The organism is Amycolatopsis albispora (assembly GCF_003312875.1).
In the GTDB taxonomy this organism is placed as follows: Bacteria; Actinomycetota; Actinomycetes; order Mycobacteriales; family Pseudonocardiaceae; genus Amycolatopsis; species Amycolatopsis albispora.
In genome coordinates this window covers 1,223,452-1,236,137 of record NZ_CP015163.1, presented here as the reverse complement: position 1 = coordinate 1,236,137, position 12,686 = coordinate 1,223,452, and the positions used below count along the sequence as shown (strand labels likewise).

Below are 12,686 nucleotides of genomic sequence, written 5' to 3'. Positions count from 1 at the left end.
GGCGAGCGGGCAATTCCGGCCGGTCCACCATTCGGCTGACGTGCGGGCCCCAGTGGTGACGCGGCGGTGGCGACCGGCGACGAACACGGCGAGGGGAGGACATCATGAAGTGCACCCGCCTGCCGTTGCTCGCCGCGCTGGCCGTGCTGCCGTTCACCGCGGGGTGCGACGAAGAGCCAAGAAGCCCCGGGTCCCCGACCTCGGCCGCCGAGCCGACGCCGGGTGGGGACCTCCTGCCGTCCGGCCACAAGCCGACCGGGCCCAAGCCGACGCGGACCCGGACCGGTGTGGTCCCGGAGCCGACGCTGACGGACACACCAGGACCGGAACCCGAGCCCGAACCGGAGCCCGAGCCCGAACCCAAGCCCAAGCCCGACCCCGAGCCGGGCCCGGAGCCCGAACCGGGTAAGCCCGCGGATCCGCCGTGACCGAGGCCGGTCCGCCCGCGCTGCTCGGCCGGGTCGGCGCGATCGTCTCGGAGGCACTGGTCGGCACCGGGCTGCTGTTCTACTTCGGCTGGATACGCACGCAGTCCACGTTCGCCTACTTCGGCGTCGACGTGAGCCTGCTGGGCTTCGCCACCGCGGACTACGTGCTGCGCAGCCTCAACGCCGCGGTGGTGCCCGCGGTGCTGGCGATCATGCTGCTGCTCCTGCTGCACACGGTGCACCGCCGGGTGGTCCAGCCCGTCGTGCGCAACGGCCACCCGTTCACCGGCGTGGTGCTCGCCGCGGCTTCCGCCACCGGTGCCGTGCTGCTCACCCTGGCCGCGGTCGGCACGGTCACGCAGATCATCACTTCGCGCTCGCTCGGCCTGGTGCTGCCGATCGCGCTGCTCACCGGCGCCGCGCTGCTCGCCTATCTCGGTTTCCTGCGCCAGGACCGCGACAGCCTGCGGAAGGTCCTGCTGATCACGCTCACCTTCGCCGGGCTGCTCTGGACCCTCACGCGGTTCGCCGAGCAAACCGGTGAGCGCGTCGCGACCGGGGTGGCGATGGACCTCTCGGCGCGCCCGTCGGTGACGCTCTACAGCGTGGACCGGCTGGCCATCGCCGGGCCGGGCGTGGCCGTGGACCCGATCACCCAGCCCGATTCGAAGTACCGCTTCCGGTACAGCGGCCTGCAGGCGCTCGCCCACACCAAGGACAACCACGTGCTGCTCCCCGCCCAGTGGAAGAAGGGCAGGGACAGCGTGTACGTCATCCCCGTCGGCGAGGTGCGCATCGACATCACCGGCGGATGAGCCCTACCCCTTTTCCCGCGCGCCCGATCTGAGTACCGTAGTGTATACCGTATGCACCGGCAGTGAGGGGAGCGCGAAGATGAGCGACATGGCCGACCGCGCACGCGCCGTGGTCGACGCACACCGCGGGGACCGGGGCGCGCTGCTGCCGGTACTGCACGGGCTGCAGGCCGAGTTCGGCTACATCGACCAGGCCCTGCTGCCACTGGTGGCCGAGGAGCTGAACCTGTCCCGCGCCGACGTGCACGGGGTGGTCAGCTTCTACACCGATTTCCGCGGTGAACCGGCCGGCCGCACGGTGGTGAAGCTGTGCCGCGCCGAGGCCTGCCAGTCGGTCGGCGCGGAACGCCTGGTCGCCCACGCCGAACAGGTGCTGGGCAGCAAGATCGGCCAGACCACCGCCGACGGCTCGGTGACCCTGGAACAGGTGTTCTGCCTCGGCAACTGCGCGCTCGGCCCGGCCGCCCAGGTCGACGGCCGGCTGCACGGCAGGCTCGACGAGGCCGCGCTGGACAGCATCATCGCCGAAGCGGAGGCGGGCAAGGCATGACCACCACGATCTACGTTCCCCGGGATTCCGCCGCCGTTTCGGTCGGCGCCGACGCCGTCGCGGAGGCGATCCAGCGAGACGCCGCCGCGCTCGGCGAAGAGATTCGCTTGGTGCGCAACGGTTCTCGCGGCATGCTGTGGCTGGAACCGCTGGTCGAGGTGGTCACCGACCGGGGCCGGATCGGCTACGGGCCGGTCACCCCCGGCCGCGCGGGCGAAGTCCTCACGGCGATTCTCGACGGCGGCGAGCACGAGCTGAACCTCGGCCGCGTCGACGACCTGCCGTGGATGAGCGGCCAGACCCGGCTGTGCTTCGCGCGTGTCGGCGTCACCGATCCCCTGTCCGCCGACGACTACCTCGCCCACGGCGGCACCGCCGGGCTGCGGCGGGCGCTGGAACAGGACCCGGCCGACGTGGTCGCCGCGGTCACCGAGTCCGGCCTGCGCGGGCGCGGTGGTGCCGGATTCCCCGCCGGGATCAAGTGGAAGACCGTGCTCGACACCCAGGCCGAGCAGAAGTTCGTCTGCTGCAACGCCGACGAGGGCGACAGCGGCACCTTCGCCGACCGCATGCTCATCGAAGGCGACCCGTTCTGCCTGATCGAGGGCATGACGATCGCCGCGTACGCGACCGGCGCCACCGAGGGCTACGTCTACCTGCGTTCCGAATACCCGGACGCGGTGGCCACCCTGCGCCAGGCCATCGAGATCGCCTACGCCCGCGGCTGGCTCGGCGAGAACATCCTCGGCTCCGGTGCGAAGTTCGACCTGTTCGTGCGCGTCGGCGCGGGTGCCTACATCTGCGGTGAAGAGACCTCCATGCTGGAAAGCCTGGAGGGCAAGCGCGGCATGGTACGGGCGAAACCGCCGATCCCGGCGATCACCGGCCTGTTCGGCAAGCCGACCGTGGTGAACAACGTGCTCACCCTGGCGTCGGTGCCGGTGATCCTCGCCGACGGCGCCGAGGCCTACGCCGCGCTCGGCCGCGAACGCTCCCGCGGCACGCAGGTTTTCCAGCTGGCGGGCAACATCGCGCGCGGCGGGGTGTTCGAGACCGCGTTCGGCATGTCGCTGGCCGAGCTGATCGACGACTACGGCGGCGGCACGCGCTCGGGCAGGCCGGTGCGCGCGGTGCAGGTCGGCGGCCCGCTCGGCGCCTACCTCCCGGCGTCGCAGCTGGACGTCCCGCTCGACTACGAAGCGTTCACCGCGGTGAACGCGATGCTCGGCCACGGCGGCATCGTGGTCTTCGACGACACCGTGGACATGGCGTCGATGGCCCGGTTCGCGATGGAGTTCTGCGCGGAGGAGTCGTGCGGCAAGTGCACGCCGTGCCGGGTCGGCTCGGTGCGCGGGGTGGAGACCATCGACCGGATCAGAGCCGGTGAGGATCCCGACGCGAACCTGGCGCTGCTGGGCGATCTCTGTGACCTGATGACCGACGGATCGCTGTGCGCGATGGGCGGGCTCACGCCGAACCCGGTGCTCAGCGCCCTCCGCCACTTCCCGGACGACTTCACGGCGCGGCAGGAGAGCCAGTCATGACGCTGTACAAGGAACACGACCTCGGCACCCCGGCGGTCCCCGGCCCGGCCACGGTTTCACTGGAGGTGGACGGCCATCCGGTGGTGGTGCCCGAAGGCACCTCGGTGATGCGCGCGGCGGCGATGACCGGGATCGACATCCCGAAGCTGTGCGCCACCGACAGCCTCGAAGCCTTCGGCTCGTGCCGGCTGTGCCTGGTGGAAATCGACGGCCGCCGCGGCACCCCGGCCTCGTGCACCACCCCGGTCGCCGAGGGCATGAAAGTCCGCACGCAGACGCCGCGCGTGGAAAAGCTGCGCCAGGGCGTGATGGAGCTGTACATCTCCGACCACCCGCTGGACTGCCTGACCTGCTCGGCCAACGGCGACTGCGAGCTGCAGGACATGTCCGGGGTGGTCGGCCTGCGCCAGGTCCGCTACGGCTACGAGGGCGAGAACCACCTCGACGCCGAAACCGACCACAGCAACCCGTACTTCGACTTCAGCCCGTCCAAGTGCATTGCCTGCTCGCGGTGCGTGCGGGCGTGTGGTGAGGTCCAGGGCACCTTCGCGCTGACCATCGAAGGCCGCGGGTTCGAGTCGAAGGTCGCCGCGGGCGCGGGCGAGCTTTTTATGGACTCCGAGTGCGTGTCGTGCGGGGCCTGCGTGCAGGCCTGCCCGACCGCCACCCTGCAGGAGAAGTCGGTGGTCGAACTCGGCATGCCGACCCGCAGCGTGCTGACCACCTGCGCCTACTGCGGGGTGGGCTGCTCGTTCAAGGCCGAGCTGCGTGGCGACGAGCTGGTGCGCATGGTGCCGCACAAGGACGGCGGCGCCAACGAGGGCCACTCGTGCGTCAAGGGCCGCTTCGCCTTCGGGTACGCCACCCACCCCGACCGCAAGCTCAAGCCGATGATCCGCGAGAAGATCACCGACGAGTGGCGCGAGGTCGAATGGGACACCGCGATCACGTATGTGGCGGACAAGCTGCGCGAAGTGCAGGCACGCCACGGTGTCGGCGCGATCGGCGGCATCACCTCGTCCCGCTGCACCAACGAAGAGGTGTACGTGGTGCAGAAGATGGTGCGCGCGGCGTTCGGCAACAACAACGTGGACACCTGCGCGCGTGTCTGCCACTCCCCCACCGGATACGGGCTCAAGCAGACCTTCGGCACCTCGGCGGGCACGCAGGACTTCCGCTCGGTGGCGGCCTCCGACGTGATCGTGGTGATCGGCGCGAACCCGACCGACGGGCACCCGGTGTTCGCGTCGCGGATGAAGCGCCGCCTGCGTGAGGGCGCGAAGCTGGTGGTGGTCGACCCCCGCCGGATCGACCTGGTCCGCTCACCGCACATCGAGGCGGCCCACCACCTGCAGCTGGCGCCGGGCACCAACGTCGCGGTGGTCAACGCGATGGCGCACGTGGTGGTCACCGAGGGGCTGGTCGATCAGTCCTTTGTGGACGAGCGCTGTGAGGACTTCGAGGAATGGGCCGAGTTCATCGCGCGGCCGGAGAACAGCCCGGAGGCGGTCGAAGAGATCACCGGTGTGCCCGCCGCCGAACTGCGGGCCGCCGCGCGGCTCTACGCCACCGGCGGCAACTCGGCGATCTACTACGGCCTCGGGGTCACCGAGCACAGCCAGGGCTCGACCATGGTGATGGGCATGGCGAACCTGGCCATGGCGACCGGCAACATCGGCCGCGAGGGCGTCGGCGTGAACCCGTTGCGCGGGCAGAACAACGTGCAGGGCTCGTGTGACATGGGCTCGTTCCCGCACGAGCTTTCCGGTTACCGGCACGTGTCCGACGACGCGGTGCGCGAGGTGTTCGAGACGCTGTGGGACCGGCCACTGCTGGCCGAGCCGGGCCTGCGCATCCCCAACATGTTCGACGCCGCCATCGACGGCACCTTCCGCGCGCTCTACGTCCAAGGTGAGGACATCGCGCAGTCCGACCCGAACACCAAGCACGTCACCGCCGCGCTCGAGGCGCTGGACCTGCTGGTGGTGCAGGACCTGTTCCTCAACGAGACGGCGAAGTTCGCGCACGTGTTCCTGCCGGGCACCTCGTTCCTGGAGAAGGACGGCACCTTCACCAACGCCGAGCGCCGGATCAACCGGGTGCGGCCGGTGATGGCGCCGAAGACCGGCAAGCACGAATGGGAGATCGTCTGCGAGATCGCCCAGGCCATGGACTACCCGATGTCGTATGCGGCGACCAGCGAGATCATGGACGAGATCGCCGCGGTGACGCCGACCTTCGCCGGGGTGTCGTTCGAGAAGCTGGACAAGCTCGGCAGCGTGCAGTGGCCGTGCAACGACGCCGCGCCCGAAGGCACGCCGATCATGCACGTGGACGGGTTCGTGCGCGGGAAGGGCCGGTTCGTGCCGACCACGTACGTGCCGACGGAGGAGCGCAGCACGCGCAAGTTCCCGCTGATCCTGACCACCGGGCGGATCCTGAGCCAGTACAACGTGGGCGCGCAGACGCGGCGCACGAAGAACGTGGCCTGGCACCCGGAGGACCTGCTGGAGATCCACCCGCACGACGCCGAGGTCCGCGGCATCACCGACGGCGACGAGGTGGCGCTGTCCAGCCGGGTCGGCGAGACGAAGCTGCGGGCGGTGCTGTCGGACCGGATGCCGGTCGGGGTGGTCTACACCACCTTCCACCACCCGGTGACCGGGGCGAACGTGGTGACCACGGAGAACTCCGACTGGGCCACGAACTGCCCGGAGTACAAGGTGACCGCGGTGCAGGTGAGCCTGCGGGGCGCGGTCCCGGCGATGGCGGAGTGAGGCGATGACCGGTTCCCCCCAGGTGCGCCTGGCCAACGAGATCGCGCTGCAGTTCCGCGGTCAGTCCCCCGACCGCGCGGCGGCCGCGATCGCCCACCACATCCGGCAGTTCTGGGAGCCGCGGATGCGCGCCGACCTGCTCGCCAGGGTGGACGCGGACCCGTCCAGTGTGGACCCGGTCGTCGTGGCCGCGGTACAGCAGCTGCGCTGATCGGGCGGCCGGCGATGTCACGAATGTGGCTTTCGAGACGTTTCGCGTCCCGAAAGCCACATTCGTGACACCTCCCAGGGGGTCAGTACGTGTCGAGTGCCACGGCCACGTCCGTGATCAGCAGCGGGAACACGCCGAGCGCGGTCGCCGTCCCGGTCAGCGGGTCGAAGGTGAACAGGGTGGCGTCGCCGGACGGCGTGATCAGCGTGGCGAACGCCCAGTTCGACGCGGTCTTGCCGCCGACGAGGTCGCTGTAGATGTCGGCACCGGCGTTCGAGGCGGCGGTGGTGCCCAGCGAGCCGGTCGGCACCACGAAACCGTTGTTCGCCGGGGACTGCACGGCCACCTGCGCGGTGATCGTGTTGAGGTCGAACAGCGTGGTCGCGGTGGCGCTGTTGAGGTCGTTGTTGGTGTAGGCCGCCGCGGTCACCCCGGCCACGGCCGAGCCGTTGGGCCCGGTGCTGAGCATGCCGTCGGCGACGGTGGTGTGGTCGTTGAGGTTGTGCCGCAGGTTCTGCCCGGTGTCGCTGACCACCCGCAGCCGGTCGGCGGCCGGGTTGAAGTCGACGCCGAAGGTGGTGCCGTGCAGGCCGACCTTGAGCTGCGACACCTTCGTCACCACCACGTCGGAGTTCCCGGTGGGCAGGGAGATCGTGTAGATGCCGCCGTAGTTGCCGACCGCGTAGAACTTGCCGTCCTGCACCCGGAAGTCGATGCCGATCGCCGCGGTGTCGGTGACCAGGCCGCTGATCCGGCGCACCCAGTTGAGCTCCTCGGGTCTGTCCGTGGTGAACGTGGCCATCGTCTTGCCGTCGTTGGTGATGCCGTACGCCCGCAGCGACACCGCCGACGTGCTGCCCGCCGCCGACCCGCCCGACAGCCCGGCCGCCAGTGCCGCGGCGGCCACCAGTGTGGTCACCGCCGCGATCCCGCGCTTGCTCCGTGACTCCATCGCTTTCCCCTTCGCTCACCGGCACCCTGCCTGGCGAACAGCCTTCCCGAGCCGGTCGTGCGGTGTCTTCGTGAAAGGCGGTGAAAACCGCGGCCCACGGGGGAAGATCGAATTGTCACTTCGGGCAATCGGGGACGGGCGGCGGGAGCCGCTCGCCGGGGCTCACCGCGAAGCACATCGACATCGGCCAGCGCGCCCGGTCAGGAGTGCAGGGTGTAGTGCGGGAAGTTGCCCGGTGGCCGTTCACCGGCCGGACCCTGGGTCACCGAGCGCACCAGCAGCTCACCGCCGACGAACGCGCCCCGCCACGAGGCGCCCAGCCCGCCGAACAGCTCCTCCCGGTCACCACGCGAACGCGGCCGGTTGATGCCCACCTTGAACGCCCGCACCTGCGCCGAAAGCCGTTGCGCCGTGCTTTCCTCATCACACGACAGCGTGGCCACCAGCGCGCCGTTGCTGGCGTTCATCGCCGCCAGCAGCTGCGCCTCGGTGTCCACCACCTCGATCGTGTCCACCGGCCCGAACGGCTCGGCGTGGAACAGCGGCGACGACCGCGGCGGGTCCAAAATGGACACCGGAGCCAGGTAGGCCGAGGTGTCCTGCCCCGGCAGGAACCGCCCCTCGGCGACCTCGCCGCGGTGCAGTGGCACGCCACCGGTGCGCACCGCTTCCTCCACCTGGTCGGCCAGCTCCTTCGCCTTGCCCGCGTTGATCAGCGGCCCGAAGTCCAGTTCCGGCAACGGGTCCTCCGGCGACTCGACCGCCAGCGGGTGCCCGAAGCGCACCGAGCGCACCGCGGGCAGGTAGACCGCCAGGAACCGGTCGAACAGCTCGCGCTGGACCACGAACCGCGGATAGGCGGTGCACCGCTGCTTGGCGTAGTCGAAGGTCTTGCGGATCTGCCCGCCCAGGGTGTCCCAGTCGCCGTACTCCCACACGCCCCAGCAGTTGAGCCCCTCCTGCTCCAGCACGTGCCGCTTGCCGGGATCGGCCAGCGCGGCGGCGATCCGGCCACCGGCGTCGCGTCCGCCCACAAAGGACACACAGCCGAGCGCGGCCCCGCCGACCAGCGGGCCGGACAGTTCCGCGCCGCTGCCGCTGAGCAGGGTCAGCGGCAGGCCCTCGCGCACCGCCAGCGCCACCGCCATGGTCAGGCAGCACAACCCGCCGTCGGTCGGTGTTTTGGCGATCACCGCGTTGCCGGACAGCGCCTGCACCAGCATCGCGTGCATCAGCACGCTCATCGGGTAGTTCCAGCTGGCGATGTTGCTGACCGGCCCGTCCAGCGGCGTGCGGCCGTCGAGCATCGGCTCGATCTGCTCGACGTACCAGCGCACACCGTCGATGCAGCGGTCCACGTCGGCCGTCGCCAGCCGCCACGGCTTGCCGATCTCCCAGACCAGCAGGAGCGCGAGCAGTTCGCGGTGCTCGGTCAGCGAGTCCAGTGCCGCGGTGACCCGCGCCTTGCGCTCGGCCAGCGGCACTTCGCGCCAGCGCACGTGGGCGTCGAGCGCGGCGGCGACCGCCTCGCCGGCGGTGGCGGCGCTCAGGCGCGGCGGGCCGTGGATGGCGCTGCCGTCCACCGGCGACGTGGCGTCACCTGGCCTGCCGTCCCACGTCCACCGCTCGCCCCAGCGGTTCGCCACCCGCTCGGGGGCGAAGGCTTCCGGGGCCAGTGCGCAGCACCGGCCGTACGCGGTCGCCCAGTCGGTCCCGGGTTTGAGCGAAAAACTACCCATGGGTGCTCCTTGCCGGTTGGTGCCGGGAAAGGGTGTGTTCTGCGTCTCAGGACCTGTAGACTGTATGCAGTATGGAGAAGGTTGGCAACGCTCGTCACGGTCGGAGGCGAAGATGAGCCCGTCTGGCGCACCGCAGCAAGCAGTAGTCGGCTACCTGGGCCGCACCTACCGGGTGGGACCGGCCGCCGAGCAGCTCACCGGGCGGTCCCGCGCCTGGGTGCTCGGCCCGGCACTGGCCGCGATGGCCGCGATCGGCGTGCCGCAGTACGCCTTCGGCCTGCTGGTGCCCGGCCTGCTCGACCGCGGGTGGACCATGACGCAGGCCTTCGGACTGCTCGCGTTGTGGACGGTTTTCCAGGCCGGGGCCGGTTTTCCCGCCGCCTACCTGCGCGAGCGCGGCCGCATCGGGCCCCGCGCGGCCATGCTGACCGGCGCGGTGCTGGTCCCGCTCGGCCCGCTCGCGCTCGCCTTCGACTCCGGGCTGGCCGGGTTGCTCGGTTATTCCGTGCTCTCCGGAACGGGCGCCGGGCTGGTGTACGCCACCTGTTCGTCCACCGTCGCCAAGTGGTTCCCCGAACGCGCCGCGGCCGCGACCAGCCTGGCCACCGGCGCGTTCGCCTGCGGCTGCGTGCCGTTCGTGATCGCCTTCGCCGTCGGCAGCGGAACCGGCGCCCTCTCCCCCGTGCTGATCGCCACCGCGGTGGTGCTCGGCGCGGTCATCGCGGCTTCGGCACTGTTGTTCCGCGATCCGCCGCCGGACTGGTGGCCGCCGCACCTCGACCCGCGCGAGTGGGCGCTGGACCGCCGCAGCAACCCGCGCCGCGCCGCCCGCGAGTACTCCTCCCGCCAGGCGCTGCGCACCGGCGCGCTGCCGCTGATGTACGTGATCGTTTTCCTTGCCAGCGCGGTGTCCCTGCTCGACGTGGCCTTTCTCGCCGTGGTGGCGGCCGAGCGCGGGCTCGGGCTCACCGCCGCCGCGATCGGTACCTGCCTGATGGTCGGCGTGAACGGGGTCGGCCGCTCGCTGGCCATCCGGATCTCGGCCGGGGCGGGCCGCGTCCGCACGATCCGCGCGGTGGTCGCCCTGCTGGGCACCGGGCAGCTCGTGCTGGCGGGCGCGGTGGCCTCGGGTTCGGTGGCACTGCTGCTGCTCGCCTCGATCGTGGCCGGCGCGGGCGGCGGTGCCTTCTACCCGCTGTTCGCCAGCCTGGCGCGGTCGTACTTCGGCGAGCGCTCGCACCTGGAGACCAACGCCGTCATCTACAGCGCGAAGGCGCTCGGCGGGGTGGCCGGGGTCGGCGCGGCCGCCGTGGTGGCCGCCAGCTGGGGCTATCCTGCCATCTTCCTGATCGCGGGCGCGCTCGCGCTCGGCGCCGCCGCGTTGTGCCGGCGGCTCCGGCAACCGGGTTTGCTGAGCACGATTCCGGCTACCCGTTCTCCATTGCCCGGAGTTTGAAAACACACGTTCGGCGGTAAGGAGACTGGGGTTTTCACCCCAGGTGGCCGCGTACCGCACGCACTGGTGAAAGGCATGTCACACTGAAAACACCCGATGTGTGACTGCGTTCACCAAACCGGACAAAGACTCGCATTGTATGCTGTAGGCAGTCGACCAAAACCCACGACCAAGCCCGGGGAGTCATCATGCAGCCGACGGAGTTGCCGACAAGCATGGCGGCTCGCCGGATCGACCGCCCGGTACCCCTGCGCGAGCGGGTGTACCAGTCGATGCAGGAGCTGATCATCTCCGGGCACCTCGCCGCCGGCCAGCACCTGGTGGAAAGCGAGCTGGCGGAGATGCTGGGCGTGTCCCGGCAGCCGGTGCGGGAAGCCCTGCAACTGCTGAACTCCGAGGGCTGGGTGGACCTGCGCCCCGGCTACGGCGCCTTCGTCCACGTGCCCACCGAGGCCGAGGCCGACGAGCTGCTGGTGGTCCGGGCGCTGCTGGAGACCGAATCCGCCCGCCTGGCGGCGCTGCACGCGGACGCGGCGGGCGTGGCCCGGCTGCGCGAGCTGTGCCGCCAGGGCGAAGCCGCGGTCGCCACCGACGACATCGAAGGCATGGTGGAGGCCAACGCGGCACTGCACCGCTGCGTGACCGAGCTGTCCGGGAACCGCGTACTGCTCGACTTCGCCACCCAGGTCGACCGCCGGGTGCGCTGGTACTACACGCCGATCGCCCGCCAGCGCGGCAAGAAGTCCTGGCAGGAGCACGCGAAGATGGTCGACGCCATCGAACGCGGTGACGCCGAGGCGGCCGCCAGGATCATGCGCGAGCACACCGAGCGGACCCGCAAGTCCTATTTGGACCAGCGCAAGTCCGCCGCGCAGCCCGAGCAGCCGCCGGCACTGGTGCGCACCCGCCGCCGCCCCGGCACCGCGTCCGCGCGGCGGTAATCCCGCCCGCGCCACCCATCCCCACCGAAAACCCCGAAGACCCCGGCACCGGGGCGGCCAACGGCGGCCACCCCGGTGAACAGGAACCTGGGTACCTCCAGAAAGAAGGTGAAACAGTTATGCGCACGATGAAGGAACTGATCAAGGACGTGCTCGGCGCGCCCCGCGGCTTCAACGCCGACGGCCGCGCGATGGGCCTCGGCCTGGCGACCGCGATGGAGGCCGCCCGCCGCGACCCCGGCACCGAAGTCGAAGACTACCTGCGCCGTGAGGCGGCGGCGGGCGGCGAACGGAACGCTCCGGTCTCCTGATCAGCTCACGAGGTGGTGGTGACCGGGTCCGACCGCGTCTTGAGCAGGCTCGCCACCGTGGTCACGGCCAGCGTGCCGGCGATCACCGACAACGACACCACGATGGGGATGGCCGGTGCCCAGGGCACCCCGTCGTGGTGCAGTGCCTCCAGCACCAGCTTGATCCCGATGAAGCCCAGCACCACGGCGAGCCCGTAGCTGAGGTAGACCAGCTTGTCCAGCAGCCCGCCGATCAGGAAGAACAGCTGGCGCAGGCCCATCAGCGCGAAGGCGTTCGCGGTGAAGACCAGGTAGGGCTCCTTGGTCAGGCCGAAGATGGCCGGGATGGAGTCCAGCGCGAACAGCAGGTCGGTGGTGCCGATGGCGACCATCACGATCAACATCGGGGTGACCAGCCGACGTCCGTCCACTTTGGTCACCAGCCGGGCGCCGTCGTAGTGCTCGGCGGTCGGCAGCACCCGCTTGGTCAGCCGCAGCAGCGCGTTCTCCTTGAAGTCCTCCTCTTCTCCGTTGTGCCGCAGCAGTTTCCACGCGGTGAACACCAGGAAGGCGCCGAAGACGTAGAACAGCCAGGCGAAGCTCTCCAGCGCCTGCGCGCCCACGGCGATGAACACCGCGCGCATCAGCAGGGCCAGCACGATGCCCACCAGCAGCACCTTCTGCCGGTAGGGTTTCGGCACCGCGAAGGTGCCCATGATGATCACGAAAACGAACAGGTTGTCCACCGAAAGCGAGTACTCGGTGAGCCAGCCGGCGAAGAACTCGCCGCCTGCCTGCGGCCCGGCGAAGACCACCAGGCCCAGGCCGAACACCGCGGCCAGGCTGACGTAGAGCGCGACCCACCCGGAGCACTCGCGCAGCGAGGGATCGCGGGGATTGCGGGCCACCAGCCAGAAGTCGAGCAGGATGACGGCGGCCAGCACGGCCACGGTCACCATCCACACCCAGGCGGGAAAGTCCAT

At 70.5% G+C, this 12,686-nt stretch carries 12 protein-coding genes; 9 read left to right on the top strand and 3 right to left on the bottom strand.

What is annotated here, in order from left to right; all coding sequences use genetic code 11:
* The first annotated feature begins 104 nt into the window (after positions 1-104).
* From A4R43_RS05950 to A4R43_RS05925, 6 genes are all read left to right on the top strand, one after another.
* Positions 105-428 (top strand): hypothetical protein, encoded by a 324-nt coding sequence (locus tag A4R43_RS05950; RefSeq protein ID WP_113691386.1) that lies wholly within the window; start codon positions 105-107, stop codon positions 426-428.
* The gene (locus tag A4R43_RS05945) at positions 425-1,243 is read left to right on the top strand and encodes a hypothetical protein (protein ID WP_113691385.1); all 819 of its coding nucleotides are present in this window, start codon (positions 425-427) and stop codon (positions 1,241-1,243) included. The genes A4R43_RS05950 and A4R43_RS05945 overlap by 4 nt, the downstream gene beginning before the upstream one ends.
* A 79-nt stretch (positions 1,244-1,322) precedes the next feature.
* Positions 1,323-1,793 (top strand): formate dehydrogenase subunit gamma, encoded by a 471-nt coding sequence (locus A4R43_RS05940; RefSeq protein ID WP_113691384.1) that lies wholly within the window; start codon positions 1,323-1,325, stop codon positions 1,791-1,793.
* The gene (locus tag A4R43_RS05935) at positions 1,790-3,337 is read left to right on the top strand and encodes a formate dehydrogenase beta subunit (RefSeq protein WP_113691383.1); all 1,548 of its coding nucleotides are present in this window, start codon (positions 1,790-1,792) and stop codon (positions 3,335-3,337) included. The genes A4R43_RS05940 and A4R43_RS05935 overlap by 4 nt, the downstream gene beginning before the upstream one ends.
* Positions 3,334-6,114, top strand: coding sequence for a formate dehydrogenase subunit alpha (fdhF, locus tag A4R43_RS05930; RefSeq protein WP_113691382.1), 2,781 nt, complete (start codon positions 3,334-3,336; stop codon positions 6,112-6,114). Before A4R43_RS05935 ends, fdhF begins: the two co-directional genes overlap by 4 nt.
* 4 nt (positions 6,115-6,118) lie before the next feature.
* On the top strand, positions 6,119-6,325 hold the full coding sequence (locus A4R43_RS05925) for a formate dehydrogenase subunit delta (protein ID WP_113691381.1): 207 nt from the start codon (positions 6,119-6,121) through the stop codon (positions 6,323-6,325).
* 82 nt (positions 6,326-6,407) lie between these two features.
* Here A4R43_RS05925 and A4R43_RS05920 read toward each other — a convergent pair whose 3' ends face one another.
* Positions 6,408-7,277 (bottom strand): DUF4394 domain-containing protein, encoded by an 870-nt coding sequence (locus tag A4R43_RS05920; protein WP_113691380.1) that lies wholly within the window; start codon positions 7,275-7,277, stop codon positions 6,408-6,410.
* 200 nt (positions 7,278-7,477) lie between these two features.
* A complete protein-coding gene (locus A4R43_RS05915; protein ID WP_113691379.1) occupies positions 7,478-9,016 on the bottom strand; it encodes an aldehyde dehydrogenase family protein in 1,539 nt (512 codons plus the stop codon).
* A 112-nt stretch (positions 9,017-9,128) separates the two neighbouring features.
* Between A4R43_RS05915 and A4R43_RS05910 the strand changes: the two genes are divergently transcribed.
* The 3 genes from A4R43_RS05910 to A4R43_RS05900 all read left to right on the top strand — a co-directional run bounded on the left by A4R43_RS05910 (position 9,129) and on the right by A4R43_RS05900 (position 11,724).
* Complete coding sequence (locus tag A4R43_RS05910; protein WP_113691378.1) at positions 9,129-10,472, top strand: MFS transporter; 1,344 nt, start codon at positions 9,129-9,131, stop codon at positions 10,470-10,472.
* A 188-nt stretch (positions 10,473-10,660) separates the two neighbouring features.
* Complete coding sequence (locus A4R43_RS05905) at positions 10,661-11,413, top strand: GntR family transcriptional regulator (RefSeq protein WP_236808795.1); 753 nt, start codon at positions 10,661-10,663, stop codon at positions 11,411-11,413.
* A 119-nt stretch (positions 11,414-11,532) separates the two neighbouring features.
* On the top strand, positions 11,533-11,724 hold the full coding sequence (locus A4R43_RS05900) for a hypothetical protein (RefSeq protein ID WP_113691376.1): 192 nt from the start codon (positions 11,533-11,535) through the stop codon (positions 11,722-11,724).
* A gap of 5 nt (positions 11,725-11,729) precedes the next feature.
* Here the strand turns inward: A4R43_RS05900 and A4R43_RS05895 are convergent, their stop codons facing one another.
* Complete coding sequence (locus A4R43_RS05895) at positions 11,730-12,686, bottom strand: TerC family protein (RefSeq protein WP_113691375.1); 957 nt, start codon at positions 12,684-12,686, stop codon at positions 11,730-11,732.

Excerpts from the sequence above, each read along its gene's own strand:
- A4R43_RS05905 (WP_236808795.1), top strand. The coding sequence starts at position 10,661 with ATGCAGCCGACGGAGTTGCCGACAAGCATGGCGGCTCGCCGGATCGAC.
- A4R43_RS05940 (WP_113691384.1), top strand. The coding sequence starts at position 1,323 with ATGAGCGACATGGCCGACCGCGCACGCGCCGTGGTCGACGCACACCGC.
- A4R43_RS05895 (WP_113691375.1), bottom strand. The coding sequence starts at position 12,686 with ATGGACTTTCCCGCCTGGGTGTGGATGGTGACCGTGGCCGTGCTGGCC.
- fdhF (WP_113691382.1), top strand. The coding sequence starts at position 3,334 with ATGACGCTGTACAAGGAACACGACCTCGGCACCCCGGCGGTCCCCGGC.
- A4R43_RS05920 (WP_113691380.1), bottom strand. The coding sequence starts at position 7,277 with ATGGAGTCACGGAGCAAGCGCGGGATCGCGGCGGTGACCACACTGGTG.
- A4R43_RS05925 (WP_113691381.1), top strand. The coding sequence starts at position 6,119 with ATGACCGGTTCCCCCCAGGTGCGCCTGGCCAACGAGATCGCGCTGCAG.
- A4R43_RS05910 (WP_113691378.1), top strand. The coding sequence starts at position 9,129 with ATGAGCCCGTCTGGCGCACCGCAGCAAGCAGTAGTCGGCTACCTGGGC.
- A4R43_RS05915 (WP_113691379.1), bottom strand. The coding sequence starts at position 9,016 with ATGGGTAGTTTTTCGCTCAAACCCGGGACCGACTGGGCGACCGCGTAC.
- A4R43_RS05900 (WP_113691376.1), top strand. The coding sequence starts at position 11,533 with ATGCGCACGATGAAGGAACTGATCAAGGACGTGCTCGGCGCGCCCCGC.
- A4R43_RS05935 (WP_113691383.1), top strand. The coding sequence starts at position 1,790 with ATGACCACCACGATCTACGTTCCCCGGGATTCCGCCGCCGTTTCGGTC.
- A4R43_RS05950 (WP_113691386.1), top strand. The coding sequence starts at position 105 with ATGAAGTGCACCCGCCTGCCGTTGCTCGCCGCGCTGGCCGTGCTGCCG.